This window comes from Streptomyces sp. CA-106110, assembly GCF_050936285.1.
In the GTDB taxonomy this organism is placed as follows: domain Bacteria; phylum Actinomycetota; class Actinomycetes; order Streptomycetales; family Streptomycetaceae; genus Streptomyces.
Map to the genome: position 1 here is coordinate 9138732 of NZ_JBNJNB010000001.1, position 26589 is coordinate 9165320.

The window sequence follows — 26589 nt, forward strand, 5'->3', positions numbered from 1 at the left end:
TTACGGGGATGTCGTATGACAAAACCTGCCCCTGGGCCGACCTCCGCCGTTACTGTTGTCCATGATGGGATGCCATGGGTGGGTTTCGGGGGGGCGGCGGTGGCGCCTCACCGCGCTGCTGGGCGCGGCCGTGGTCGCACTGGCCCTGGCGGTGACGCTCGGCACGCTGCCCGACGGCGGAAGCATCAGAGGTACCACCACCGAGGGCGGCAAGGTGCACGGCACACCGGGCACCCCGCTCGAGAACACGGCACCCGACGTCGGCTGGGGCTTCACCCACACCCAGTTCAGCGCCGACGACGGCAGCGACGGAGCCACCCGGCGGGTCGAGGACCTGCTGTCGGCGAACCGGATGCCGCAGAACCAGCACATCATGGGCTGGGGTGCCGGCAACCCCGAGCCGGTCAAGGGGCATTACGACTTCGCGGAGATGGACCGCCGCATCGACTTCATCCGGGAGTCGGGCAGCACCCCGGTCGTGACGCTGTGCTGCGCCCCGGACTGGATGAAGGGCGGCCGAGCGGGCGTCGACAGGACCAACTGGAGCCAGGCCGCGCTGGAGACCGCCCCGACCCGCGACCACTACAAGGACTTCGCGGCCCTCGCCGCAACCGTCGCCAAGCGGTATCCGGACGTGCGCCACTTCGTGGTCTGGAACGAGTTCAAGGGCTTCTGGAACAACTCCCGGGCCCGCTGGGACTACGAGGGCTACACGGAGCTGTACAACCTCGTCTACAAGGCACTCAAGCAGGTCAACCCCAAGATCATGGTGGGTGGACCGTACCTCGTCATGGACAGCGTCGACCCGCGGCAGCAGCACGACGCCTCCACCACCCTGCGCGGGCCGTGGGGGGCGATGGACCAGCGGGTCCTCGACGCCTTCGACTACTGGAACGAGCACAAGGCGGGCGCCGACTTCGTCGTCGTGGACGGCTCCAGCTACACCGACGACAACGAACTGCTGCCCGACGAGTTCGGTGCCACCGACAAGCTCACCGACGTCAGCGCCTGGGTACGCCGCCAAACCGGCGACCTGCCCCTGTGGTGGGCCGAGTACTACGTGGAGCCCTCCGACGGCAACGACGACCGCAAGGGCTGGAGCGAGGACCACCGGGTCGCCGTGCAGGCCGCCGGGATGATCGCCATGGTCAAGGGCGGCGCCACCTCGGGTTTCTACTGGAACCCGGAGGAGGAGAAGGGCCCCGACTGCCCCGGCTGCCTGTGGTCGCCGACCGACTCCGCGAACGGCGGAAGACCGCTGCCCATGTACGACCTCGTCTCCCGGTTCGGCAAGGAGTTCCGGCCGGGGACGAAGTACACGACGGTCCAGGTCGCCGAGGACGTCGCCCCCGATGTGCGCGTCCTCGCCACCGACAGGGTCGTTCTGGTGGTGAACACCCAGGGCCGGACGATCAGCGCCGGGATCGACGGCAAGAAGTTCGACATGAAGGCGTACGAGGTGAAGTGGCTCGAGCGGTGAGCCGCCGCACCCGGTACGCCGGTTGACCTTCCTCTTGAGCGCAAGCCCGGGCGTTTACGACTCCGTTGGGAAATCCGTAAACCGGTGATGATGAGTGTGTCGGGCTGCCATGATCGGCCTGTTCGCTGATCGAGGGTGGGGCTGGATGTCGCTGGAACCGCGGGCTGATCGCGGAGTGCCGGAGCTAACTGCGCGGGTGGTGCGGGCTTCGTTCCCGAAGGGGACGCTTGCGGTCCGTGTCCGTGAGGCGCTCGGTCCGCTGTTCGAGGACGAGTCCTTTGCCGAGGCGTTCCCCGGACGGGGGCGGCCGGCGGTCTCGCCTGGGGCATTGGCGCTGGTGTCGGTGCTGCAGTATGCCGAAGGCCTCACCGACCGGCAGGCCGCTGACCAGGTCCGGGCCCGGATGGACTGGAAGTTCCTCCTCGTGCGCCACGAGGCGCCGCTATTTTCCGGGCGGGGGTGAAAGGACTCCGCCGCTGGCCTGTCGCAGCAGGCTAGCGAAGCTGAGGGCAGCCTGATCGCGGAGTCGCGCGGGAGGGTGGTAAGCAGCCCTGACAACGACGGGACGTACCGGAACTGCCAGACGGTATGGGCCCGGCAAGCGAGACGAGAAGCTGTACGAGAGGAACCAGTGTCTGAAGCCTCGTAACACTTCCACCGGCTCGAATCTGGCGGATCTGGGCCGGGTGCAGTGCTCGTTCCCACGAAGGAGGTGGGGGCGTCTCCGTGGCTGGTGAAGTGCGCTGGTCCGGAGGCCATGTTGAAGGTCTGCGGCGTAGACATGGCGATGCTGCCGGGGTACAGCTGGGCGGCTCACTCGACAACCGGATAGCGGTGAACGTGGGAAGCGGTCCGATGCCGCCCAAGTCCCGGCAGCCAGCCGGGCGGAGGGCAGGCCCGTCGTCGGCTGACGGCACCGGACTGTGGCGGAGTCCTCGCAGTAGTCCGAGCGCGCGAGAGGCGCGTACATGGCGAAGGAGGACAGCAAGTCAGCAGCCGAAGGACTGGAAGGCCAGGAGGCCGTTGGTGAATACCGACGAGCTGGAATACGCCCTGACCAGGGCGGAACGCCGGGTACTGGAGATCCAGACGAAGCTGCACCGATGGGCCCGCGAGGACCCTCATCGCAGATTCAGTGATCTGTTCAACCTCGTTGCCGACCCCGCGTTCCTGCTGGTCGCGTGGGCTCGGGTGCGGGGCAACAAGGGAGCCCGCACGGCCGGAGTGGACGGCGAGACCGCCTACTACGTGGAAACCGTGCGGGGCGTCGAGAACTTCCTCGACGGGCTGCGGTCCTCAATCAAGGACCGCACTTTCTGCCCGCTCCCGGTCCGGGAAAGGATGATCCCCAAGGCGGGCGGCAAGAAGCGCCGTCTGGGGATCGCGACCGTGACCGACCGGGTGGTGCAGGCGTCCCTGAAGCTGGTGCTAGAGCCGATTTTCGAGGCGGATTTCCTCCCGTGTTCTTACGGGTTCCGCCCGAACCACCGGGCTCATGACGCGGTGGCCGAGGTCCGCCACTTCACTTCCCACTCCTACGAGTGGATCGTGGAAGGCGACATCAAAGCCTGCTTTGACGCATCGTCACACTGCTCCTTGTGCTGATTGTGGGGGTCAGAACAGGCTGTTCTGAGGGGTCGGGGGCTCGATACGCAGGCCTTTTCTGCGTCCGGTGCGGACGTGGACGGCCTTCAGTTCGCCGTGCTTGACACGCTGCAACAGGGTCTGGCGGGAGACGCCGTAGGCGAGGGTGGCCTCGAGCATGGCGAGCCAGCCGTCGGGGGCGTCCTCGACGAATAGGGCACGGAGTTCGTCGGTGAGGCGGATGCGCCAGGGGGCGCCGGGGGTGTCCTGCTCGCCGGCGATGAAGCCGTCGCCCAGCCAGCGATGCAGGGTGGAGGGCGCGAGACCGAGTCGGTCGGCGGCCTGGGCCACGGTGACCAGCTCTCCTTCCTGCGGCTTGTCGCTCTTGGTGTGGCAGGGGATGCCCCAGTGGTGCCGTAGTGATTGGACTCTACTGGCCGTGTATGACAATCCCCGGGCGGTGCGCCGACCTTGGCGGTTGAGGATCCCGGCGATCTGGGCGTCCGGGTAGTGCACCGCCAGGCGGCGGATGAGGTCGACGGTGTCCTCGTCGGTGCGGATCTTCGGCTGCGGTCGGCGGATCGGCACCACCAGTTTGCTGATCGCGCCGCCTTTCCAGCGCATGACTGCCTCGGCGCGCGGGTCGGAGTCGTCGCGGTGGACGGTGAGGGTGACGTCCTCGAGCAGGGTGTGCAGCAGCTGCTTGCGGTCCTTGTCGGTGGTGGTCTCGGCGGTCCAGACCGGGTGGAGGTCGTCGGCGAGGGCGAGCACCGTGGCGCGCTCGGCCGCGGTGAGGGCGGTGGGCCGGCGGCGATCGCGGCGGGCGAGCTCGGCCTCGGCGGCGGCCAGGGCCGTGAGCGTCTTCTCCCAGTCGGCCTCCAGGCCGCGGGCGACCAGGCGGTTGTCCGGGTCGACGGCTCGGTAGCGGCGCTCGGCGCGCAAGGCGTCGTAGCGGGCGCGCTCGACCTCGCGCCGGTATTGGGCAAGCGCCGTGTCGTGGTCGGCTTCGAGTTGGTCGGCAGCCTTGAGGCAGGCTTCCAGGGCGGCGGGGGTGAGCGCGGCCAGGAACGCGGCGGCCACCGCGGCGTCGATGGCCTGCCCGCCGACCTGCAGGTGGCGCGTGCCGCGGCCGTCGACCAGCTGTCCGGATCCGGTGCAGTAGTAGCCGGGGGTGGCCTTGGCAGGGCCCTGGTAGAAGACGGCGAGTTTGCGCCCGCAGATGCCGCAGACGGCCAGGCCCTGCAGCAGCGCGCACCCCTCACGGACCGCGCCGGTGCCGGGCTCGTGACGCCGCGGGCGGGTGTTTGCACTGATTTTCTCCTGGTTGGCCAGGTAGTCCTCCCAGGTGATGAAGCCCTCGTGGTGGTCCTCGATCAGGACCTGCCACTGGTCGCGGGGCAGGACGCGGCGGTGGGTGCGCACGGTGCCGTCGGTGTCGAGGCGGCGTTCGAAGCGGGTGCGGCCGTAGACGTAGGCACCGGCGTAGGCGGGGTGGGTGAGCGTGTTGTGCACCGCGTGGTAGGTCGGCTCGACCCAGACGATCTCGGTGCCGTTGACGTACCCGGTCGGCTGCAGCGGCCACTTCAGGCCCTGCTCGCGCAACCACAGCCACACCCCGCGCGCTGAGCCGCAGGCGGCGAAGTGTTCGAAGACCGCGCGGATCACGCCGACCACGGCCTCGTCGGGATGGAAGAGGATCTCGCCATCGGCTTCGCCCCAGACCAGACCGACGGGAAGGCCGCGTCGCAGTTCCCCGCGGGCGGCCTTGTTGCGCACCCCGCCGTCGAGGCGGGCCCGCAGAATGTGCAGCTCAGCTTCGGCCATGGTCCCCTTCATGCCCAGCACGAGGCGGTCGTCGAACCGACGCGGGTGGTAGACGCCGTCCGCGTCGGCGACCAGCGTGTCGGTCATCGCCGCGAGGTCGAGCAGCCGGTACCAGTCCGCATTATTGCGGGCCAGCCGGCTCACCTCGAGCGCGAGGATGATCCCGACCTGGCCCAGGCCGACCCGGGCGGCCAGCCCGGCGAACCCGGACCGCCCCAGGGCACTGGCGCCGGAGATGCCCTGGTCCTCATCGACGACGCTGACCTGCGCACGGGACCACCCGAGCGCCACCGCACGCTGGCCCAGATCGTACTGGCGGGCCGTGGACTCCCTGTTGCGTTCCAACTGAAGCAGAGTGGACTGGCGCACGTAGACGATCGCCGCTCTTTGTCGATGGGACGCGGTGACTTTACTGTGCTCACTCATCGTCAGCCTCCGTTCGGCGTGCGGCGGTCATCTTGGCGATGAGATGGGCCAGCTGGGTGACGGCCTCTTGCAGCTGGGGCTGCGGGAGTCGGCCGATCACTTGGTTCTGCGGCGGGGATACCTGCTCGGGGAGCAGACTGAGTTGGACAGGCTGCACGGTCGTCCTCCTTGCACGGTGACTGCCGTGCAGCCTGCTCCCGCCCAGCGATCGCCCGGGCGAGAAGCGAGGAAACCAGCCCGTGCGCCTCCAACAGCTTGACCGACGAGGCAAGTTGCCTGATGCGATCGTCTCCGGCGCCGGTGGCTTCTTCCCTGTCCTGAGGGAAGTCAGTCCAGGCGGCCGGGATGAGCGACTTGCTCCCGTCCGGCAGGACCAGCAGCAGCTCCAGCCGTCCCCGGCAGTGCATCTGGCCGAGTACCTGAAGGCTGCGGCCCTTGAGCGGGTGGTGGTCCCTGACCACCTGCACGGACCTCACCGCGCACCACCGTCTCGCAAGGGCAGAGCGACCTCCGCACAGCCGCCGGCGCGCAGCACGGCGCGGGCCACCAGTACCACGGTGGGTGCGTCCACGCTGGTCAACACGGTGCCCAGGTCAACGGGGACGCCCTCGACCAGGCTCGCGCACAGCCGCAGCACCTGGCCCTCGCCGGTGGAGCAGGCCAGCCGCCCGCGCTTCAGACAGGCTGCCACCCGCGACCAGTCGACGAACGCCATCGGCGTCCCGTCCGCAGCAGGGACGATCTCGACGAAGTCCGCGATGAAGTCGTCGCGGCGCAGCCACCGTTCCTGGCCAATCAGCAACTCGACGGCCGCCACCGCGCAGTACAACCCCGCGGCCCCAGCGCGCAACGCGGCCGCGAGGTCCTCGATGCGGGTAGTAAGTCCGGGCTTCGTTCGACAACATCGCGCATGCCGCTTTGATGGACCGGGTGCGCGCTCGCGTCGGGGACAAACGCGTCCTGACCCTGGTGAAGGCGTTCCTGAAGTCCGGCATCCTCGGCGAGGACCGGGCGTTCAGGGAGACCAGCGCCGGAACCCCGCAAGGATCAATCCTCTCCCCGTTGCTGAGCAACGTGGCCCTCTCCGTCCTGGACGAGCACATCGCCCGGGGCCCGGGAGGTCCAGCGAGCACCTTCAACGACCGCCAGAAACGCCGCCGTCGCGGACTGCCGAACTATCGGCTGATCCGTTACGCGGACGCCTGGTGTCTGGTCGTGTCGGGCACCCAGTCCGACGCGGAGGCGCTCAAGGAAGAGGCCGCCCAGGTCCTCTCCACGATGGGCCTTCGCCTGTCGCCGGAGAAGACGCTGGTCACCCATATCGACGAGGGCCTCGATTTCCTTGGCTGGCGCATCCAACGCCATCGCAAGCGAGGCACCAGCAAGCACTACGTCTACACCTACCCGTCCCGCAAGGCCCTCGCGGCCGTGATGGCCAAGGTCAAGACGCAGTGCCGCAGAACAGGCACAGACGTGCCATTCGACACCCTGCTCATCTGTCTCAACCGGATGCTGCGGGGCTGGTGCGCCTACTTCCGGCCCGGAGTGTCGAGTGCCGTTTTCCAGTACCTGAGCTCGTATGTCTGGGGCCGGGTGATCTGGTGGCTTCGGCGCAAGCACCCCCGAATGAACTGGAAGAATCTGCGCCGCCGCTTCTGCGGCGGCGGCTGGTGGCCGGCCAGCGAGGAACGGGAACTGTTCAGCCCGGCGAAGGTGCACACCACGCGCTATCGCTACCGCGGATCAGTCATCCCCTCCCCATGGCCGCTCACGAGGTGAGGCCAACCATCAGGACATCACCGGGACTTGTGGAGCGCCCGTTGCGTTGAGAGGCGCACGGCGGGTGCGGGAAGCGGCCCGGAGAAACGGCCCGGCTGAAAGGCGGGGACCGCGCTCCGGGCCGACTTCACGGCCTGGAGCTGGACGACCCGGGGTTTGACTTCTTCGTCCTTTGCGACTTCCGTGCCCGGTTGATCGAGCACGGACTGGAGGAGAAGGTCCTGGACCTGGTCCTGGAGCGAATCTCCGGGATCGGGCTGCTGCGCGCAGGGGGCCGTCAGCGCACCGACTCCACCCACGTGCTCGCGGCGGTGGGGACGTTGAACCGGATGGAGTTCGTGGGCGAGACCCTGCGGGCTGCCCTGGAGGCCCTGTCAGCGGCGGCCCCGCAGTGGCTGTCCGCGCTGGTCACTGCGGACTGGGTCAGACGATACGGTGTCCGGATCGACTCCTACCGCTTCCCCAAAGGGGAGAACGTGCGCCAGGAGTGGGCCGAGCAGGTAGGCCGTGACGGCTTCACGATTCTTGAGGCCGCTTTCGCTCCCGGCTCGCCGGGCTGGCTGCGGGAGATCCCTGCTGTCCAGGTCCTGCGCCGGGCCTGGGTGGAGCAGTACCACCGCGATGGCGAGGGGGTGCACTGGCGGGAGGGCAAGGACCTCCCGCCGGGCAGATGCCGGCTCTCCTCGCCCTATGACCCCGACGCCCGTTACGGCGTGAAGCGGGGTTCAGGCTGGTGCGGTTACAAGACCCACCTGTCTGAGACCTGCGAGTCGGACGTCCCGCACCTGATCACCCAGGTGATCACCACGGACGCGACCGTCGCCGACACCGAAGTCACCGAGTCCGTCCATCAGGGCCTGGCCGCACGGGAGTTACTGCCTGCCGAGCACGACGTTGACGCCGGCTATGTCACCGCCGCGCACATCGTCACCGCCCGGAACGAGTACGGGATCGAGTTGGTGGGGCCGGTCGGACTGGACACCTGCCACGAGAACCACGAAGGCGAGCACTTCACGCAGAGCGCCTTCACCGTCGACTGGCAGGCCCGCAAGGTCACCTGCCCCGAGGGCAAGATCAGCGCCAGCTGGTCCGACCAGCGAAAGAGCAGCGGAACTCCCGTCGCGAGGGTGCACTTCACCGCCCAAGACTGCGGCAGTTGCCCCGTGCGCCAGAAGTGCACCAAGGCGGCGAACGGCAAATGGGGCCGCAGTCTGACCCTGCTTCCCCGGGACCAGCAGGAGTCGCTGGAAGCGCGGCGCCGCGAGCAGCTGACCGACGAGTGGCAGCAGCGTTACAACATCCGCGCCGGCGTGGAGGACACGATCTCCCAGGCGGTCCGGCGCACCCGCATCCGCCGGACCCGCTTCACCGACCTGCCCAAGACCCACCTCGGCCACGTCTTCGCCGTCACCGCCATCAACATCATCCGACTCGACGCCTGGCTCACCGAAACCCCACTCGGCCAGACCAGGACCTCGCATCTGGCCCGACTTGACCTGGCCGCATAAAGGCCCACCCACACCCGGTTTACAGATTTCCCAACGGAGTCCTGAAGGCCGGGGAGGTTCACGCTCAGCCCTTGCCCAGGGTCAGGAACCGCTGGACCAGCGAGGCCAGCAGCACCGCCACCAGGGGCAGGGAGAACCAGAAGCCGGCCCGCAGCCATCGCAGTCGCCGCGCACCGGGCCGCACCGCGACCCGCACGACCTCCCGCGCCGTGAGCAACGGGACCAGTACCAGGGCCGCGAGCCCCCCGACGACCGACCACCGCGTCCAGGTCACCCGAGGGCCGATCGGACCCGGTTCCGGCTCCGCCACCGCGCCCGCGGGCTGCTCGCGCAGCGCGTACAGGGCGACGTCGTCGTTGACGAGGACTTTCGTCAGTTCCTGGCGGTCGTCCAGGTTCGCGATGAGCCGCGACTCCCAGGTCGGCGAGTAGCCCGCCCCCATCTGCAGGGAGACCACCTGACTGGCGTTGACCATGAGATACGAGTTCGGGCCCGCGTCCTTGAGCGCCTTCACCAGGCCCGACACCAGGCCCGGATCGACCGGCGCGAGCGTCGGCACGTACTGCACCTTCTCCATGTCCCTGGTGCCCCACGGCATCGCCGGAGTGACATCGTCGGCCGTGTCGTTGCTCAGCCACAGCAGCCGTACGGTCGGGTCGTCGTGCGCGTACACGTAGTCCATCGCGGCGACCTCGCCCGCACGGACCCGCTCGAACGGCTCGTTGCCCCAGCGCGCCACCAGGAAACCGCCCATCAGCAGCAGGCCCGTCAGGAGAGCCGCGACCGGGGCGAGGTGTCTTCGATCCTTGGCCCGCTCGGCAGCCGTCACCCCCGTGCGCGGGAAGAGGGCGAGCCCGGCGAGCAGGGCCGCGCCGGGCACGGCGAACATGAAGACGCGCAGGGCCATCTCGCCGCCGTACGACTGCATGCCGAAGCCCAGGAACGGGACGAAGGCGAGGACGAGCAGCGACCGCTCCCGGTACTTGTTCGCGCGCCGCCGCCACCAGCCCCAGCACGCGAAGGCCAGCACGAAGGCGGCCAGCATCACGCGCGTGTACAGCACGAGCTTGTGAGTCGGGTCGCCGCCCTGGATGCGCCCCGAAACGGAGGTCGACACATTGCTGCCGAGGCCGCCGACGCCGCCGAAGAGTTCGTCGAAGTGCCCGGACCAGTACGGCTCGGCCATGAAGCAGACCCAGAACGCGACCAGCACCGCGAACAGCAGAGGAAGCCCCCGTAGTTCGCAGCGGCCCACCAGGACGAGTGCCGCGAGCACGCCCAGCATCATGAACGGGGTGAGCTGATGGGCCGGGACGCTCGCCGTGTACAGCCCGATCAGCACCATGAGCAGCACCGCCCGCTGCCCGCGCCCGGCCGGTTCGACCTCCGCCTCACCTGGCCGTGCCGTCGTCCAGATCACGCGCGGCGCCCGGAACCACACCAGCAGCATGGCCACGAAGACCAGGTAGAGCAGATAGGTGAATCCCTGCGGGGAGAAGTAGTCCTGGCCGACCCAGCCACTGAGCACGAACATCCAGACTCCGGACCACTTGGCCCGCCAGCTCGCTCGCAGTGAGCGGACCAGCAGGAACATCGGCGCCAGATACAGGAGCTGGATGGCGAGCGGCCACCAGCGGATGACCTCGGTGAGGTCGGTGACGCCGCAGGCCTTCGCGACGAACGCGGTCGCCGCGAAGAAGCCGGGCCAGCTCCAGCGCGCGTCCAGGTCGGGCACGGCCGACCCGGTCCGGTCGATGTAGTCGAGGAAGCCGAGGTGCTGCCAGGCCGTCGGGAACCGCGGTTCGGTCTCGATCACCGCGGGCAGCGCGTGCAGCGAGACGACTGTGGCCAGCAGCGTGGCCAGCAGCAGAACCCTTGACTCGCGCTCGCGCCGCAGCAGCGCGGCGAAGACCACGACCAGCAGCGCGGCCCCGGCCAGGGTCGGCGGCGGCAGGACCGAGACAAGGCCGAGACCGTCCATCCGCTCCAGGGCGGCGTCGTCCAGCCTCAGCGCGGGCACCCAGTACAGCAGCAGCGCGCAGGCGAGCAGGCAGCCCAGCAGAAGCCCGGCCCGGGTCGGGCGGAACCGGTGGGCTCCGCCGGGAGAACCGGAGGAGAGCGGGTCGTCCGTGAGCGGTGCGTCGTCCGTGGCTTCTCGCGTCGGGGCGAGGAAGGACTCGTCTGCCTCCGAGCCCGCCTCCCGGCCCCGGTCTCGCTCGACCGGGGGAACCTCCGGCTCGGTGCGCTGGTCCACCTGACCGTCGGGTGCCGGGAGCCGCAGCGCCGAGGCCGGTCCGTCGTGGCCACCGGACAACGCTGGGATCCCGGTGGGCGGGGTGCCCGGGCCGGGGCGCACGTCCGGCCGGCGTTCCATATGGTCGAAGTCGACACGGATGCCGAGCGCGAGGGTGTCGGGGTCCAGGTTCTTCGCCCAGGACGGCCCGCTCCTCGGCGCGGGGACTTCGCGCCCCCCCAGGTCGGCGAGGTCACCGTCCGGTGCCGCGTCCTCGGGCGGGCTGTCCGCCGGGGACGCGCGCAGGATCTTGTACAGCTTCGGCGCGGCGATCGCCACGATCACCGCCAGGCTGGAGATCTCCGCGACGCCCGCGCCGGTCAGCCCCATACGGGGGAGCAGCAGCAGGGTCAGCCCGAGTACCAGGACGCACAGCAGGCCCTGGAGATAGGCCAGTCCCGAGGTGCGGCTCTGGGCGCGCAGCACCGCGAAGTACGTCTCCATGACCACCCGCAGCGCCGCGCCGACCGCGAACCAGCGCAGCAGCGGAGTCGCCGCCTGGGCGTACCCCGTGCCGAAGACGTGCAGGATGAAGGGTGCGCCGATGAACAGCACCCCGCACACCGGCAGCAGGATGCCGGCTATGCGCTTGAGCGCGGCCCGGGTGTTGGCGGCGAGCCGCACCGGGTCGTGCGAGCCCTCGACGGTGAGCGAGGCGCCCATGTTGATGGCGAGCAGGTTGAAGGTGCCGCCGATGGCGGTCGTGACGTAGAAGTACGCGTTGTCCGCCGCACTGACCTGTGAGGCCACGATCACCGGGACGAGGTAGACGACCGCGAGCGAGAACAGCGAGCCGGTGTAGTCGCCGGCCAGGAACCGCCCGATCTCCTTCGGCGACGGAGGGTCGGTGTGCTCCGCGGTCGCCTTGGCGTGCCGGGGCACCAGGCGCCGGAACACCAGCCAGCCGAGCGGGACGACGGACGTGGCGATGGCCGCGACCCAGGAGACGAAGACGCCGGTCGCCGGGATGGCCACGGCGAACGCCACGAGCAGCCCGAGCTTCACCATGGAGAAGACGGTGTTGCCCACCGGGACCCACGGCGCGCTGCGCAGACCGGTCAGCACACCCTCCTGGAGGGTGAGCAGGTTCCAGGCCACGACGGCGAGGACGAAGCCGAGTCCGTTGACGGTCCCGTGCAGAAAGCGGTACGAGGGCCCCCAGGCGTGCAGGGTCAGCAGGAAGACGCTCGCGGCGCAGGCCACGACGACCGAGCTGCCCAGATACGTACGCAGGATCAGGCGCCGGGTGCTCCGCCCCGAGACCGGGATGAAGCGCGCCAGCGCGCCGGTGAGAGTGACCGCGGTGAGCCCCGCGAGGAACTTCATCGCCGCGATCGCTGCCGAGCCCTGGCCGACCGCGGAATCGGGGTAGTAGTGGGCCGCCACGAGCCAGTAGCCGAGGCCGAGCACCGCGGAGATACCGGTGTTGAGCATCAGCGCGTAGGCGTTGCGGAACAACTGGTTGCCGCCGCCTCCGCCACGTCCGCGAAGGCGCAGGCGGCGTCCGGACTGCTCGGGCGACGTGGTCGTGGACTGAGCGATCTGGGCTGCCGTCGTGTCAGACACGGGAAAGGACGGCCTTCCGGCGAACCTGTCGCGCTCGTCGGACCACGGCGTACCCCTTGGTCAGGGCGCGGTCCCTGGCGAAGTTGCGGGCGATCGCACGGCCCTGGACGAGCCGTTCGAACTCGTCGGCGCCGGTGCTGCGGCGCACGGTGACGCGTTGCAGCGCGTACGGGCCCTGGCGGCGGCGCGCCAGGGCGTTGCCGACCGCGAACGACTGGCGGTACCCCGTCTCCCGTACCGCGCGGCGCACCCGGCGGCTCGAGTAGCCGTACGGGTAGGCGAACGACACGGGGCGCGTGCCCAGTTCGCCGGTGATGATCTCCGCGCAGCGCAGCAGTTCGAACCGGAGTGCGTCGTCGGCGAGATGGTCCATCTCCGGATGCGTGTGGCTGTGCCCGCCGATCTCGACCCCGGTGGCCGCCAGTTCGCGGACCTGGTCCCAGTCGAGCATGGTGTCCAGGCCGCCGCCGGTGTCGTGGGCGCCCCGGATCCAGCCGGTGGAGACGAACAGCGTGGCGGCGAAGCCGTGCTTGGCGAGCACGGGCAGGGCGTGCCCGTGCACGCCCTCGTAGCCGTCGTCGAAGGTGATGAGGACGGTCCGCTCGGGCAGCGGACCACCGCGCCGCCAGCTGCGCGCCAGGTCGGCGGTGGTGACCGGGGTGAATCCCAGGTCCGCGAGCTGGGCCATCTGCTCCACGAACGCCTCGGGCGCCACTGACAGGGCCCGCGTCGCGTCGTTCGGTGCGGTGGCGACCGAGTGGTACATCAGGATCGGTACGGCCTGGTCGTTCATGCGGTGTCCCCCTCTTGGTCCGCGATGTCCACCACCGAGAAGGTGGTGCCGCCCCTGCGCGCCCGGACACTGCCGAGGACGTAGCCGCCGGCGGCCGTGAGCACCCCGGCGACGATCGCGCCCGCCCGGCTCGCGCCGCCGGGGCGGGCCAGCAGGGCGTCGCGCAGTCCTCGGGCCACCCCGGCGGGCAGCACCCGGGTGGCGTAGCGGCGCTCCGACTCAAGCCCCTTGTCGGAGCCGACGCTGCGGGCCACGAGTGCCTTGGAGAGGCCCTCCGCGTAGGTGCGGGTGCGGAAGTAGGCGAAGTGCTCGCGCGGTTCGGGCACCCGGTGGTGGATCACCGCGCGGTCGTCGATCAGCAGGATCGCGTCGGGCCTGGCCCGGGTGAGGCGGATGCACAGCTCCGTCTCCTCGCATCCCAGCGGGCGCTTGTCGCCGTCGCGCCCGATACCCGTGGCGAAGCCGCCCGCCGCTGCGAACGCGCTGCGCCGGAAGGAGGCGTTGCCACCGAGGACGTTGCGCACCCGGACTCGTCCGGGCGGCAGGCCCCTGTAGGTGCAGCCCACCACCCAGTCGAACTCCTCCGGGAACCAGGCCGGGCGGCGGCCGGACGCCCAGATGGGCATCGTGCGGCCGCCGACGGCCATCACCCGCGGGTCCTCGTACCCTTCGGCGAAGTGCTTCAGCCAGTCGCGCTCGGCCACGGCGTCGTCGTCGAGGAAGGCGACGATCTCACCGTGCGAGGTGGCGATTCCGGTGTTGCGGCCCGCGGACAGGCCGCGGGGGCCCGCGTTGGCGAGCACGCGGACCTCCTCGACCTCCTTGTACTCATTGGTCAGCCGTTCCAGCAGGGTCTCGTTGTGGTCCACGACCAGCAGCGTCTCGAGAGCCGGCCGGGACTGCGTCCGGACCGAGGCGACCGCCGCGAGGATGTCCCCCCAGCGGTCCTCGGTGTAGACGCATATCACCACGGAGATGTCCGGATTGTTCACGACGCCTCTCCCTGATCCGAGTTGAGTGCCACGGCGCGCGGGCGGCGACGCATTGCGCGGCGGTTGGAGCGCTCCTGGAGGATGACCTTCAGCACCCGCAATCCGTCGCGTACCGCGCGCAGATTGCTCGATCCGTGGATGCGCAGGTACTCGTGGCTGGGAATCTCCTGGACCTTCAGCCCTGCCTTGACCACCCGGATGTTCATCAGGGTCTCGACCTCGAAGCCCGTGCAGTCCAGCTCGATCTTGTCGAGGCAGTGCCGCCAGAACGCGTTGTATCCGTAGCAGAGGTCTGTGTACCGGGCGCCGAACTTGGCGTTGACGACCGCGCACAGCACCCGGTTGCCCAGCTTGCGGATCGGCGTCATGTCCGAGGTGCCGCCGCCGTTCGCGAACCGCGAGCCCTTCGCGAAGTCGGCGCCGGACACCAGTGCGGAGACATAGCTGACGATCTCCTGGCCGTCGGCCGAGCCGTCCGCGTCGACCATGACGATGATGTCGCCGGTGCAGGCCTCGAACCCGGTGATCAGGGCGTCGCCCTTGCCCTTGCCCCGCTGCCCCACGACCTTGACGTCCGGCCGCAGATCACGTGCGACCTCGACGGTGTTGTCGGTGGAGTTGCCGTCGACCAGAACCACTTCGTGGATCCAGTCCGGAAGGGTCTTGAAAACGTAGGGGAGATTCTCCGCCTCATTCATGGCGGGGATCACCACGCTCACCGGCGGCGCAATGGCCAGGTGAGAGGAGATGGGACGGTACTTTCCCTGAGTTAACGGATCTTGATCCGAAACTGCGGGGCGCAGAACAGAACTCATGATGGTGTCCCTCTCGTCCGGTGGACCGTCCGCCCCTGGACGGTCCGGGTGTTTATCCGGTTCGAAAGGGGGGTTTCTCACTTACGGAATGCCGAAATGGATCTCCGGGCACGCCGGGTGAGCTGGCAAAGCTGGTCGACTGCCGCTAAAAGGCAGCCAGTCGCGCGGCACGACTCGTACGACCGAGATCGCCGAGTACGTCACGCCCCTACCGCGCCCCGCGACGGAACCATCGCGGTACTCAAGCCCTCCCCTGGACCGCTGGATGATGGACCGATGCGGGTAGGTGTAAGACGGTGTTGACGATTGCGACTTTATGGCACGATCTGGAACATGTCCCTCTATTTCGTCGGTATGGCCATAAAGTCAACCCCTCGAACGGATTTCCCCCATCCGTTTGAGGAGCCGGTCGGCCGGCCCGAAGAGCTCCGGCCGTGACAGCACCGTATTGCGCAGCGCCCGGACCGGGGCGCGGTGCGCCCTGTGCCCGATCGCGACCGGGTGACGGCGAGTCACCCACCCTTCGGACACGAACAGCTCGCGTGTCTTCAGGGAGTCCTTGTATCCCTTCTGGCCCCGGCCGAGATCCAGATAGGCGATTCCGTCGGCGGCGGCCGCCTCGGCCATCCGCAGAAAAAGGATCAGCCCGGGCGAGTACTTTCCGAATGCTGGGTCGTACGCCGGGAACCAGCAGGACAGCACCCGTTCGGTGCGCAGTCCGAAGTGCGCGGCGATGGGCCGGCCCTCCGCGTAGAGCACGGAGAGGATCCCCGCGAACGACTCCGAACGGGTGTGGAAGAGCTGGTGCACCAGCTGGTTGATCCAGTCGTGCGCGAAGCGGTCGCTGCGTCCGGTCCGTCGGTACTGGGCGGACTTCCAGCCGAGCAGCGTGCGCAGAACCGCCGGATCGCGTTCGTCATGGACGTAGTGCACCTGGGCGGCGTCGCGTCCGAGCTTGCGCTCCTTGGTCATCGTCCTGCGGGTGAACACCGGTGATGTGGTGCGCAGCCGGCGAAGGTAGACGTCGTAGCCCTGGTCCAGGTCCATGACCGGAGAGGGGAACGTGCCGGAGGCTCCCGCCTCGAACGGCGGCTGGCCTGCCACCAGGTGGTCGAATTCCCAGATGGCGAGATGGCAGGCCCGCAGCAGCTCCTGCGTGTCGCAGATGAAGCCGGGCCGGTACACCATGCCCTGGCAGTCCGAGAGGCCGAGGCCGACGGCGCGTCCGACGCCGGTGCTGGTTCTCTGGTACGGGAAGAACGCGGCCGGCTCACCGTCCTCGTGCACGACCGCGATCCGTACGTCGCGTCTCGTCCGTCCCACGGCGAGCGTGAACTCGGGGGTGAGGAACGGGTTCGCCAGTTCGGGGGACCCGTTCAGATAGGCCTTCGACTGCAAAGCGGTCCACGCCGCCCGGTCGGCGGCCGTGAGTTCGCCGGGGCGGTACACGCTGATGTCCATGTCGTCAACCCTGGTTTCTCGCCGCGCGGCGGAGCTGTCGTCGTACCACTGCCAGCAGGAGTGCCAGCAGGCTGATCACCGTCACCGCGACGATCCCGCCGCGGACCGACCACCAGTGCATCGCCAACATGCCTTGTGCGATCAGCAGGTCGGTCGCGATCGCTCCCGCGACGGACACCACTGTGCGGGGCCAGGGTTCGAGCCCCCGCAGAGCGGCGCCGACGGCCGTTGCCGGTGCGGCCAGCAGGAAGAACAGGGTGAACGGGCCGCGCAGCGGAGAGTCGGCGTCGCTGAGCGCGAGGATCGCTCCGACCACCGCGACGGCGAAGGCCGCGCCCGCGAGCAGGGGGAACAGGTTCCTCCACGGATCCCGTCCCGACCGCCCGTGCTTGCCCGATGAAGGTGGCTTGATACGTAAGGTCTGCATTGGCGACTTTGCCCCCCGATGCGCCGGATGCCGGGCTTCAATGTCGCAAAGCGTAGAGGGCCGTCAAGGCGGGGACGGGCCGTGCGCGCGTTCTTGGCCTGGTCTAAATACGTGTTCCCCCTTGGAGCGGTGACCTCCTGGGAGCAGTCGTTCGAACCTCGACCGGTGGTGCGAGAGTGTGCCCAAACGGTCTTGGCATGGACACTTCCAGTCAACTCGCGCAGCTGCTACGACGGTTGTGGCAGACATCCTGCTAAAGGGAGGTTCCATGAGACGTTCCCGACTTGCGGCGTACGTGACGTCACTCCTCCTGGCCGTCGGCTTCGCTCTCACCGGGGCGGCCGCGGCACAGGCGTCCCCTCTCGCGGCGGCCACCGGCTATGTGGCCCTCGGGGACTCGTACTCCTCAGGTGTCGGCGCCGGCAGCTACATCAGCTCCAGCGGCGACTGCGACCGCAGCACGAAGGCCTACCCGTACCTCTGGCAGGCCGCCCACGCCCCCTCCTCGTTCAGCTTCATGGCCTGCTCGGGCGCCCGTACGACCGATGTGCTCAACAATCAGCTCGGCCCGCTCACCACGTCGACCGGTCTCGTCTCGATCACCATCGGCGGCAACGACGCGGGCTTCGCAGACGTCATGACGACCTGTGTGCTCCAGTCCGACAGCGCCTGCCTGTCACGGATCGCGACGGCCAAGGCGTACGTCGACTCGACCCTGCCCGGCCAACTCGACAAGGTCTACTCGGCGATCACCGCCAAGGCCCCCTCAGCCCGCGTGGTCGTGCTGGGCTACCCCCGCTTCTACAAGCTCGGCACCTTCTGCCTCGGACTGTCCGGGACCAAGCGGTCCGCGATCAACGAGGCCGCCGACTACATCGACGCCGCGATCGCCAAGCGAGCCGCCGACCACGGCTTCACCTTCGGCGACGTGCGCACCACGTTCAGCGGCCATGAGATCTGCTCCGCAAGCTCCTGGCTGCACAGCGTCAGCTGGCTGAACATCGGCGAGTCCTACCACCCGACCGCGGCCGGCCAGTCCGGCGGCTATCTGCCGGTGCTGGCCGGTGCGGCCTGACGGTCACGAACTCGAGGGGGAGGCCTCGTCCGACGGGGTCTCCGTCTCGCAGGTGACGGTGAAGGGCACGGAGTTCGAGGTGACGTGGAGCGGGCTCCGCACCTCCACACCGATCTCGTTCTGCACCGAACCCCCGGCGTCGTACGCGGAGACGACGACCTGCCGCTGTGCGGTCCTGCCACCGCCCGCCGGGAACGACAGGGTCTTCCACCCCGGGTCCGACACCTGCCCGGTTCTGGTGACCCAGCGGTAGGACACGTCCACCGGCACACTGCCCACCGTGAACGTGGCGGTGAACGTGGGCGCCTGGGCATCCGGCGGCGGACAGCTCCCGTGGTACTCGGTGTGCGTCCCGGTCACCGTCACCCGGACCGACTGCCGCACCGGCGTGGAGCCTCCCCCGTACCCGCTGCCGGAGGTGGACCCGCCGCTGGGCGTGGCGCCGGCCGTGGTGCTCTGCTCGGAACTGGCGGAAGGCGATCCGCCGGCTCCGGTGCCGGAGCTGTGCGTCGCCCCGCCGCTCGCACTCCCACCCCCGGTGTCGTCGCGGTTCACCAGTGCGTACGTCAGCCCGGCCAGGGCCAGCGCGAGCGCGGCGAGGCCCGCGACCAGCACCACCGCCGCACGCCGGCTGCGCTGCGGCGGCTCGGGAGGCGCCGGGTGACCGCGCCGGGACACGGCGGTGGTGAACGGCGTGGGCTGCGGAGGCGTCGGCGGGCCGGCCGGGAACGCCGCGACCGTCGGCGTGTACGCCGCTGTGCCCGTGCGCGGGGTGCCCCCCGCGCCGATGAGCCGGAGGTCCTGCTCGGCCCGGTCGGCCGGGATGCGCTCCGCCGGATCCTTGCGCAGCAGCCCCTCGATCACCGGGGCAAGCGGACCGGCCCGCCGCGGCGCCGGCAACTCCTCGTCGACCACCGCGCGCAGCGTGTTGAGCGGAGTGTTCTGCCGGAACGGAGAGTTGCCCTCGACAGCCGCGTAAAGAAGCACGCCGAGCGACCACAGATCGGACTCGGGTCCCGGAGTGCGACCGAGCGCGCGCTCCGGCGCGAGGAACTCGGGTGAGCCGATCACCTCGCCCGTCATGGTGAGCGCGGAACTGCCCTCGACCGTGGCGATGCCGAAGTCGGTGAGCACCACCCGCCCGTCGTTCGCCAGCAGGACGTTGCCCGGCTTGACGTCGCGGTGCAGCACCCCGGCCCCGTGCGCCGCGCGCAGGGCGGTCAGCACCTCGGCGCCGATGTGCGCGGCCCGTTGAGGGGAGATCGGCCCTTCCGCGTCCAGCAGGTCCGACAGGGCGATGCCGCGGATCAGCTCCATCACGATCCAGGGACGGCCGTCCTCGTGGGCCACGTCGTAGACCGTGACGACGTTCCGGTTGGCCACCCGTGCCGCCGCCCACGCCTCGCGTTCCAGCCGGGTGTACATGCGCTCGACCTCGGTCGCGGGAAGCCCGGCCGGGGCACGCACCTCCTTGACGGCCACCTCCCGGTGCAGCACCTCGTCACGGGCCCGCCACACCGTCCCCATGCCGCCCTGGCCAAGGGCGGACAGAAGACGGTAACGGCCCGCGATCACACGTTCATGGCCCGGTTCTTCGGACACGGGCGCCCCCCATTCGCATCCGCGTGATGTATCCACTGCGCGCGATTTCTCCCTAAAAGTAGCTCAACCGAGTGCGGATGCCGCCCCCCTGAACACCAGTCCTGCTCCGAGGGCCACGACGACGAAGGCGGATCCCAGTGGTGCCGTCCTGCGGACCAGCGCCGCCGCCGGGCCCGCGGTCCAGCGCGGGCCCCGGTCCAGTACCCGGTTCATCCCGCTGCCGAGCTTGACCACGGCGAACCCGGCCGCGGTCAGCGTCAGGGCGAGCCCGACTCCGTAGGCGACGACAAGGAGGAGACCGAACCAGGCCTGGCCGAGCGCGGCGGCGCCGACCAGGACCACCACGGCGGAGGGGCTGGGCACGAGCCCGCCGGCGAAGCCGAGCAGGATCGTGCCGCGAAGGGTCGGGGCGGTGGGGTGGGTGTGGGTGACGCCGCCATGGGTGTGGGGGACGCCGTGGCCGTGGCCGTGGCCATGTGCGTGGTCGTGACCGGCGTGGGAGGGGGCGTCGTCGTGCGCGTGGTCCGCATGGCTGTGCGCAGGGCCGTGCCCGTGCGCGGTCCCGTGGCTGTGTCCATGGTCACGGTTGCGCCACGCCCGGCGTACGAGCGAGGCGCCCGCCAGGGTGACCAGGACCCCGCTCGCCAGGCCCAGCCACGCGATCACGGACGGTGTCGCCGCCGACCCGGCCGTGACCAAAAGGCCGAGGGCGACGACGCCCAGGGTGTGGGTCACCGTCACCGAAGCGGCCAGGGGCAGCACGTCCTTGAGCTTCGCCTGGCCGCCGCGGGCCGCCGCTGTCGCGGCCATCAGGGTCTTGCCGTGCCCCGGAGCGAGCGCGTGCATCGCGCCGAGCCCGATCGCGATGACCAGGGCCAGCGCCGCGAAGCCGAGGGTCAGGTGGTGCCGGGCGACCAGGTTGTCGAGGGCCTGCGTCCAGCGGTCGGCGCCGCGCGGCAGCACGGAGGCAGCCGGCCCGTCCCGCCGCTCGTCGGCCAGGGCGGGACCACCGGGGCGCACCCGCAGCGACGCCTTGACGGTGTCGGCCGGTGAGGAGAGAAGCTCCTTGGGGTAGCTGGTCAGTTCGCGGGAGACGGAGGTCTTCGGCACGTCCGACGCGATCAGCGTCATACGGTCGCCCCGCGCGGTGATCTCCCGCCAGCCGGGTCCGGTGCTCGCGCCCGCGCTGTGGAAGCCGAGCAGGACGGTGTCCCCCTTGGGCAGCGGCGCCGTCAGCCGGCACTCCACGCGCAGAGTGTGAAGGCCTGCCTGACCGGGTCGCAGTTCGGCGTGGCTCGTGCCGACGGTGAGCGGCGCCGTACGCCCGCCCACGGTGAGCCTGCTGCCGTCGGCGGCCTGCGCGCACCGCTGCCGGGCCCACTCCGTCAGGCCGAGCTTCTCGATGTCGGGCTCGGCCTGCGTGGCCGGGATCTCCGCGAGGTCCTCGACATGGTCGACGCGCAGGTGTCCCGGAGCGGCGATCAGGCCGTCGTAGCGGTTGACGGTGAAGTTGCCGAGCGGATGGGCGCTCGCGGAGCCGGCGGTGGCCAGCAGGAGTGCGCAGGCGGCGGCGAGGACCGCCGTGCCGGAGGCGACGGCGCGACGGAGCTTCACTTCATCGCCTCCAGCGCCTTACGGGCCTCACGCGCACCCAGCGGCGAGAAGCCGGCGTTGAGCCTCAGTGCCGCGGTGAGCGAGGCGCGGGCCTGGTCCCGGTGACCGGTGGCGCGCTCGATCATGCCGCGGTGATAGAGGAAGGCCGCGTTGCGGAAACCGGTGGCCGTGGCCCGCCGGGCATAGGGAAGGGCCTCCTGGTCACGGCCGTTGACGTGCAGGGCCCAGGCGAGGGCGTCCGCGGTATGCACGGTGTGGCGGCGCGCCCATTCGTCCCGGGCGGCCTTCAGCGCGGCCTTGCGGTCGCCGTGGTCGGCGGCGGCCAGAGCGGTGTCGAGGTCGGCGTCGACGCCGTTGGCGCGAGCGAGCGCCACCCAGGCGTCCACGAGGGCGTACTGGTCACGGGCCTTGGCCCGATCGCCCTCCTTGCCCCGGACCTCGTACAACTCTCCCAGCTCCACCAGGGGTTGGGGCAGCGGGCAGCGGTCGACGACCTGCTCCATGGCGCGGATCGCATCCGCGGTGTCGCCCTGGGCGGCCTGCGCCCGGGCGCGGCCCTCCAGCGCCGGGAGATACGAGTCGTCGGCGGCGAGGGCCCGCGCGTACTGGTCGAGGGCCGTCTTGTAGTCGCCCTGGTTCCAGGCGAGTTGGCCGAGCGCGGTGGCCAGGTACGCGATGTCGCCGCGCGTGGTGGCCGTGCCGAGGGCCTGCTCCAGGACCCGCCGGGCGGTCTTCACGTCTCCGCGCAGTTCGTGGACGTAGGCGTAGCGAGTGAAGACGGGGACGCCGGGGCGGCGGGAGTCGGCCAGGTCGGCGGCCTTGGCGGCCTCGGGGTAGCGGCCGAGTTCCACGAGGGCGTCGATACGGGAGGACAGGGCGCGCTCGCTGTACGGGTTCTGCTTCAGGGCCAGGTCCGCGTACGTCAGGGCGCCGGTGAAGTCATGGCGGGCCGCGGCGAGGGCGGCCCGGCCGGCAAGCGCGGCGTCGTTGTCCGGGCGGAGCCTTAGCGACCGGTCGAGGGCGCGCTGGGCCTGTGGGTAGCGGGACGGGTCGCCCTTGGTGCGGGCCTGCTCCACGTACGCGAGTCCGAGGGTCGCCCAACTGCTGTGGTCCCGTGGCTGGGCCCGGAGATGGGCCTGCAGCGCGCGGATGCTCGGGTCCAGGTCACCACTGGCGAGCAGTTCGGGCGAGATGCCGCCCGGCGAGGAGGCGACCGGGGCCGCACCGCCGCCGTCCCGCACCGCGCCGACGACCACGGCGCCGGCGGTGAGCGCGACGGCCAGCGAGGCGGCACAGAGCCCGAGATGTACGGCTCGCCAACGCCGCCCCGAAGCGGAGAACCGCCGCAGCGCGACGGCCCGTTCGTCGGAGCCGCCGGAAGGGGCGGGGGCGGGGTCGGGGGCGGGCCGGGCGGAGGTCGTGGGTCGAGTGGGTGTGCCGGTCGTCTCCGAAGCGGGGGCCGTGCCGGTCGCCCCCGGGGCGGGGGCCGTTGGGCCGGCGTCCTGTCCGATCGCCTTGGGGCTGGGGCTGGGGCTGGGGCTGGGGGCGGATCGGGCGGAGGTCGTGGGTCGGGTGGGCGTGTGGGCCGGTTCCCGGGCGGAGGTGGTGGCACCGGCTCCCTGGCCTGTCCCCTCGGGGTCGGGGGCAGGCCGGGCGGAGATCGTGGGTCGAGTGGGTGTGCCAGTCGTCTCCGAGGCGGAGGCCGTTGGGCCGGCGTCCTGGCCGATCGCCTTGGGGCTGGGGGCGGATCGGGCGGCGGCCATGGGTCCGGTGGGTGTGCCGGTCGTCTCCGGGGCAGGGGCCGTTGCGCCGGGTCCCTGGCCGGTCGTCTCCGGGGTCGCGGCCGGGCCGGCCGGCTCCTGCTGCCCGTCCATGATGTGCCCCTCGGCGGTGCGGGCGTCGTCCGCCGGAGGCTGCTGTGCGGCGCCGGTTCGTTCGCCGGCCGTCCCGGTGCCCGTGATGCTTGCCTTGGGCCCGGTCTCCGCCGCGCGGAGCGTCGGCCCTGTCGGCTCGGCCTGTGGCCGGTCGCCGTGCCCGCTCTCCGGCGCGCTGTCGTTCGTACGCGGGGACATGCCCTCTCCTCAGTCTTCCGGGCGGAAACGGTCGTTGTCGCGGATGGGGTGGCGCGGCCCGCGCCGTGGGGGATGGGAGGGGTACGGGCCGCGCCGTTCGAGGCGACGGGGACCGGAGGGCCGCCCGTCGGACGGGCGGCTCAGTACGCCCGGTAGCGGGTACGCCGGCGCCACCACATCACGGCGGTGCCGATCAGCAGCACGCCCGCCACACCCGCCGCCGCGGAGCTCGCGATCAGCGCGGTGTCCGGGCCGCTGGAGCCCGTCGCCAACAGCCCGTCACCCAGCTGGTTACGCACGCTGTTGCCGGTGCCCTTCGCCAGCGGACCGCGTGAACCCGAGGTCGGCTCGGCCAGATACGGGAAGGAGTGCCCGAACTTCTTGTCGTTCGCGTCGACCGCGTCGCCCAGGTCGTTCTTGGCGCCGACCAGTTCGCCCTCCACCACCTGGAGCGCCTCGTCGATCACGTCGTCGGTGAGCCTGCGCCCGTTCGGGAAGCCGGCGTTGTCGCCGTCGAGCACACCGAGCCGCTTCGGGCTCGCGGTGGGTTTGATCGAGGTGTTGAGCCGCAACTCCTCGGCCGCTCGGACGTACGGCGGCTGGTTGAGGCCCTTGACGCCCTTCAGGAAGACGTCCACCAGGTCGTTGCGCGGCTCGGCCGGCGCCTTGATCTTGTAGATCGCCTCGATGAGCTTCGGCAGCTCCGGGTTGGTCACGTTCTTCAGGAACTGCCCGTCGTTCCAGGGCGCGGACGCGTTGAACTTGTCCTTGTCCTTCTGCGGGTTGACGACCTCGTTGACGAGCGGGTTGCCGAGCCGCGAGACCTGCGTCCAGTCGCCGTGCGCGTCCTTGCGCTGGACGGTCGACCAGATGCCGACGATCGGCTGCTTCGCCGACTCGCGGATGTAGTCGTTCGGCACCTGCAGCGCCAGGGAGTTGACGTTGTAGCCCTTGAGCGTGTCGTTGCCGACCTCGGAGAGGTTCCCGCCGTACAGCAGGTCGAAGACGCGGAGGTCCGCGAAGAACGGGTCGTCCGCCTGCCCGGCGAACGTCGTTGCGCCGCTGGTGAGTTTGTGCACGGCCTGGTCGCGCAGCGTGCCGTAGTCCGGCATCGACGCCTTGCCCACGTCGGACGGCGCGACCGGCACATCGTCCGCGATCTTGGTGCGTGAGACCAGCTTCTGGTTGTGCAGCTTGAGCAGGTCGATGTCGTAGGTCTGGGTGACGTTCAGGTCGGGGTCGTCCAGGCTGGTGACCGGACCGGTGTTGTACAGGAAGGTGTTCTTGTTCTTCGTACGGGTCTTGAACCTGTAGCGGAAGAGCAGTTCGCCCTGGGCGTCACCGTTGTTGTCGATGTGGATGTCGTACTGGGCGTCGTCCGCGAAGGTGTAGAAGTTGGGTCCGCCCGCCGGCTCCTCGAACGGGACGAAGTTCGCGACGATGGTCGTCGTGTCCGGCTTGTCGGGGCTCACGAACGCGTACAGATCCGTGTTGTCGTACTGCGGTTGCCCCGAGATCAGCGGGGCCTCCCGGTGGGAGGAGGCGGAGGCCGCCCCCGGTTCCAGCGCGGTCATGCCGGCGGCTGCGAGCCCCCCGGCGGCCAGCGCACCACAGATGAGGGTCGCGACGCTCCTGCGCCCCGCGCTCCTGGAGATAGGTGTCATGCCGTCCGTCCTCAGTGCCAACTTGCCTGACGCACCGGGATTCGGAGCTGCCGCCGAGGCGGATTGGTCGATCCTGAAGAATCTTTTCGTGCCTGCTCGACCCGCGTTTTCCCCCTGCTGATCCGTATCCCATCCGAAGGCGTGAGCGCAGCGAATGTCCCAGTGGAGTGAGCATGCCGGGCACGGCGGCGGTGAGGGGGGTACGGGTGGAGGCGGACGAGCTTCTGGTGCTGGTGGCCGGAGGTGACCAGAAGGCGTTCGAGGACCTGTACGGACTGGTGTCGGGGCCGGTGTTCGGCCTGGTGCGCCGGGTCGTACGGGACCCGGCGCAGTCGGAGGAGGTGGCCCAGGAGGTGCTGCTCGAACTGTGGCGCTCCGCCGCGCGGTTCGACCCCGGCCGGGGCAGCGCCCTGTCGTGGATACTCACCCTCGCGCACCGCCGCGCCGTCGACCGGGTGCGCAGCGCCCGCGCGGCCGGTGAACGCGAGCAGCGCGAGGCCCGGCGCGCCCACCACCCGGCTTTCGACCAGGTTGCCGAGGAGGTGGAGGCGGGCCTGGAGCGCGAGTGGGTGCGCCGCTGCCTGGACCGGCTCACCGCCCTGCAACGCCAGTCGGTGACGCTCGCCTACTACGACGGTTACACCTACCGTGAAGTGGCCGAGCGGCTCTCGCTGCCGCTCGGCACGGTCAAGACGCGGATGCGCGACGGACTCACCCGGCTGCGCGAGTGCCTGGGAGGAGTCGCATGAGCATCCTCGGCCGACTGTTCGCACGCGAGGACCTGCATTCCCTGGCGGCCCCCTACGCCCTGGACGCTCTCGAACCCGCGGAGCGCGTGAGGTTCGAGAAGCACCTCCAGGGCTGCGAGCGCTGCGCCGCCGAGGTGCGGTCCCTGTCCGAGGACGCCGTCCGCCTCGCCTGGTCGACGGCGGCCCTGGCCCCGCCCGGACTGCGCGACCGTGTCCTCACCGCCGTGCGGAGCACCCCCCAGGACCCCTCGCCCGTGGCGGACGTGCCCCGTGCCCGCGCCCCCCATCTGCCGCCGCACGTCTGGGGGACCGCACCGCCGCCCGCACGCATCCGTGCGCCCCGGCTGCGCCCCCTGTTCGCCCCGCTCGCCACCGCGACGGCCGCGGCGGCCCTCGTCGTCGCCGCGCTCTTCGCCGTCCAGGCCACCCAGACGCAGCACAAACTCGACACGGAGCGCGCCCAGGCGCGTGAGATCGCCCACGTTCTCGCCGCTCCTGACGCCCGTGCGACCAGCGACCGGGACGCCCAGGGCCGAGGGATCGGAGTGATTGCTTCCGCGTCCGAGGGGCGCGCCGTCGTCACCCTGCGCGGACTCGGTGCACCGCCCGGCGGGCGTGTGCACCAACTGTGGCTGATGCGCCCCCATGAGCAACCACGCTCTCTGGGGCTGTTCGACGGCGACACGCCCTTGGTCGCGAGCGGTCTGAGCAGGTCGGCGACGTCACTCGCCGTGACCGTCGAGCCCGACGGAGGCTCACCGCAGCCCACCAGCCAGCCAATTGTCCAACTCGCCCTGCAATCCATCGGATTCGGACAGTAGTCGTCAACCCCCTTATGGGGAAGGTGAATCCTGTGACCGCGATA

General features: G+C 70.3%; 20 protein-coding genes and 2 pseudogenes. 8 read left to right on the forward strand and 14 right to left on the reverse strand.

The window, feature by feature from the left end; all coding sequences use genetic code 11:
- The first annotated feature begins 64 nt into the window (after window positions 1–64).
- From ACQEXA_RS42105 to ACQEXA_RS42115, 3 genes and pseudogenes are all read left to right on the forward strand, one after another.
- A complete protein-coding gene (locus ACQEXA_RS42105; protein WP_433134745.1) occupies window positions 65–1480 on the forward strand; it encodes a GH39 family glycosyl hydrolase in 1416 nt (471 codons plus the stop codon).
- Between the two features lie 145 nt (window positions 1481–1625).
- Window positions 1626–1904: pseudogene (locus ACQEXA_RS42110) on the forward strand (transposase); the annotation flags it as partial.
- A gap of 602 nt (window positions 1905–2506) precedes the next feature.
- A complete protein-coding gene (locus tag ACQEXA_RS42115; RefSeq protein WP_433132685.1) occupies window positions 2507–3085 on the forward strand; it encodes a reverse transcriptase domain-containing protein in 579 nt (192 codons plus the stop codon).
- 9 nt (window positions 3086–3094) lie between these two features.
- Here ACQEXA_RS42115 and ACQEXA_RS42120 read toward each other — a convergent pair whose 3' ends face one another.
- The 4 genes and pseudogenes from ACQEXA_RS42120 to ACQEXA_RS42135 all read right to left on the reverse strand — a co-directional run bounded on the left by ACQEXA_RS42120 (window position 3095) and on the right by ACQEXA_RS42135 (window position 6164).
- Window positions 3095–5314 (reverse strand): recombinase family protein, encoded by a 2220-nt coding sequence (locus tag ACQEXA_RS42120; RefSeq protein ID WP_433129891.1) that lies wholly within the window; start codon window positions 5312–5314, stop codon window positions 3095–3097.
- On the reverse strand, window positions 5307–5471 hold the full coding sequence (locus ACQEXA_RS42125; protein WP_359412609.1) for a hypothetical protein: 165 nt from the start codon (window positions 5469–5471) through the stop codon (window positions 5307–5309). Before ACQEXA_RS42125 ends, ACQEXA_RS42120 begins: the two co-directional genes overlap by 8 nt.
- Window positions 5472–5634: 163 nt before the next feature.
- A pseudogene (locus tag ACQEXA_RS42130) lies at window positions 5635–5790 on the reverse strand (DUF5372 family protein); the annotation flags it as partial.
- Window positions 5787–6164 carry a hypothetical protein gene (locus ACQEXA_RS42135; RefSeq protein WP_359412606.1) on the reverse strand — a complete coding sequence of 126 codons (378 nt, stop codon included), beginning with the start codon at window positions 6162–6164 and terminating at the stop codon, window positions 5787–5789. The gene ACQEXA_RS42135 and the pseudogene ACQEXA_RS42130, both read right to left, overlap by 4 nt.
- 71 nt (window positions 6165–6235) lie before the next feature.
- Between ACQEXA_RS42135 and ACQEXA_RS42140 the strand changes: the two genes are divergently transcribed.
- Together ACQEXA_RS42140 and ACQEXA_RS42145 are read left to right on the forward strand one after the other, a co-directional pair.
- Window positions 6236–7093, forward strand: coding sequence for a group II intron maturase-specific domain-containing protein (locus tag ACQEXA_RS42140; RefSeq protein ID WP_433132687.1), 858 nt, complete (start codon window positions 6236–6238; stop codon window positions 7091–7093).
- A gap of 191 nt (window positions 7094–7284) precedes the next feature.
- Window positions 7285–8601 carry a transposase gene (locus ACQEXA_RS42145; RefSeq protein WP_433132689.1) on the forward strand — a complete coding sequence of 439 codons (1317 nt, stop codon included), beginning with the start codon at window positions 7285–7287 and terminating at the stop codon, window positions 8599–8601.
- Between the two features lie 64 nt (window positions 8602–8665).
- Here ACQEXA_RS42145 and ACQEXA_RS42150 read toward each other — a convergent pair whose 3' ends face one another.
- The 6 genes from ACQEXA_RS42150 to ACQEXA_RS42175 form a co-directional block, all read right to left on the reverse strand.
- Entirely contained in the window at window positions 8666–12460 is a 3795-nt protein-coding gene (locus ACQEXA_RS42150) for a polysaccharide biosynthesis C-terminal domain-containing protein (RefSeq protein WP_432926032.1), read from the reverse strand.
- Window positions 12453–13253 (reverse strand): polysaccharide deacetylase family protein, encoded by an 801-nt coding sequence (locus tag ACQEXA_RS42155; protein WP_432926030.1) that lies wholly within the window; start codon window positions 13251–13253, stop codon window positions 12453–12455. The genes ACQEXA_RS42150 and ACQEXA_RS42155 overlap by 8 nt, the downstream gene beginning before the upstream one ends.
- Complete coding sequence (locus ACQEXA_RS42160; protein ID WP_432926028.1) at window positions 13250–14245, reverse strand: glycosyltransferase family 2 protein; 996 nt, start codon at window positions 14243–14245, stop codon at window positions 13250–13252. Before ACQEXA_RS42160 ends, ACQEXA_RS42155 begins: the two co-directional genes overlap by 4 nt.
- The gene (locus ACQEXA_RS42165) at window positions 14242–15060 is read right to left on the reverse strand and encodes a glycosyltransferase family 2 protein (RefSeq protein WP_432926026.1); all 819 of its coding nucleotides are present in this window, start codon (window positions 15058–15060) and stop codon (window positions 14242–14244) included. The genes ACQEXA_RS42160 and ACQEXA_RS42165 overlap by 4 nt, the downstream gene beginning before the upstream one ends.
- Window positions 15061–15426: 366 nt before the next feature.
- Window positions 15427–16521, reverse strand: a complete 1095-nt coding sequence (locus ACQEXA_RS42170) for a GNAT family N-acetyltransferase (protein WP_432926023.1) — start codon at window positions 16519–16521, stop codon at window positions 15427–15429.
- A 4-nt stretch (window positions 16522–16525) separates the two neighbouring features.
- Window positions 16526–16948: a hypothetical protein gene (locus ACQEXA_RS42175; protein ID WP_432926021.1), complete on the reverse strand. Its 423-nt coding sequence runs from the start codon at window positions 16946–16948 to the stop codon at window positions 16526–16528.
- A gap of 268 nt (window positions 16949–17216) precedes the next feature.
- Between ACQEXA_RS42175 and ACQEXA_RS42180 the strand changes: the two genes are divergently transcribed.
- A complete protein-coding gene (locus ACQEXA_RS42180) occupies window positions 17217–18023 on the forward strand; it encodes an SGNH/GDSL hydrolase family protein (protein ID WP_432926019.1) in 807 nt (268 codons plus the stop codon).
- Between the two features lie 3 nt (window positions 18024–18026).
- On the opposite strand, the gene ACQEXA_RS42185 is transcribed toward ACQEXA_RS42180, so the two are convergent.
- From ACQEXA_RS42185 to ACQEXA_RS42200, 4 genes are all read right to left on the reverse strand, one after another.
- Window positions 18027–19625 (reverse strand): serine/threonine-protein kinase, encoded by a 1599-nt coding sequence (locus ACQEXA_RS42185; protein ID WP_432926017.1) that lies wholly within the window; start codon window positions 19623–19625, stop codon window positions 18027–18029.
- A gap of 63 nt (window positions 19626–19688) precedes the next feature.
- Entirely contained in the window at window positions 19689–21239 is a 1551-nt protein-coding gene (locus ACQEXA_RS42190) for a nickel transporter (protein ID WP_432926015.1), read from the reverse strand.
- Window positions 21236–22750 (reverse strand): tetratricopeptide repeat protein, encoded by a 1515-nt coding sequence (locus ACQEXA_RS42195; RefSeq protein ID WP_432939028.1) that lies wholly within the window; start codon window positions 22748–22750, stop codon window positions 21236–21238. The genes ACQEXA_RS42190 and ACQEXA_RS42195 overlap by 4 nt, the downstream gene beginning before the upstream one ends.
- Before the next feature lie 701 nt (window positions 22751–23451).
- Window positions 23452–24975 carry a DUF4331 domain-containing protein gene (locus ACQEXA_RS42200; RefSeq protein WP_432926013.1) on the reverse strand — a complete coding sequence of 508 codons (1524 nt, stop codon included), beginning with the start codon at window positions 24973–24975 and terminating at the stop codon, window positions 23452–23454.
- 206 nt (window positions 24976–25181) lie between these two features.
- On the opposite strand from ACQEXA_RS42200, the gene ACQEXA_RS42205 reads away from it, so the two are divergent.
- Window positions 25182–25724, forward strand: a complete 543-nt coding sequence (locus ACQEXA_RS42205; protein WP_432939025.1) for a sigma-70 family RNA polymerase sigma factor — start codon at window positions 25182–25184, stop codon at window positions 25722–25724.
- Complete coding sequence (locus ACQEXA_RS42210) at window positions 25721–26545, forward strand: anti-sigma factor (protein ID WP_432926011.1); 825 nt, start codon at window positions 25721–25723, stop codon at window positions 26543–26545. The genes ACQEXA_RS42205 and ACQEXA_RS42210 overlap by 4 nt, the downstream gene beginning before the upstream one ends.
- The last annotated feature ends 44 nt before the right edge of the window (window positions 26546–26589 follow it).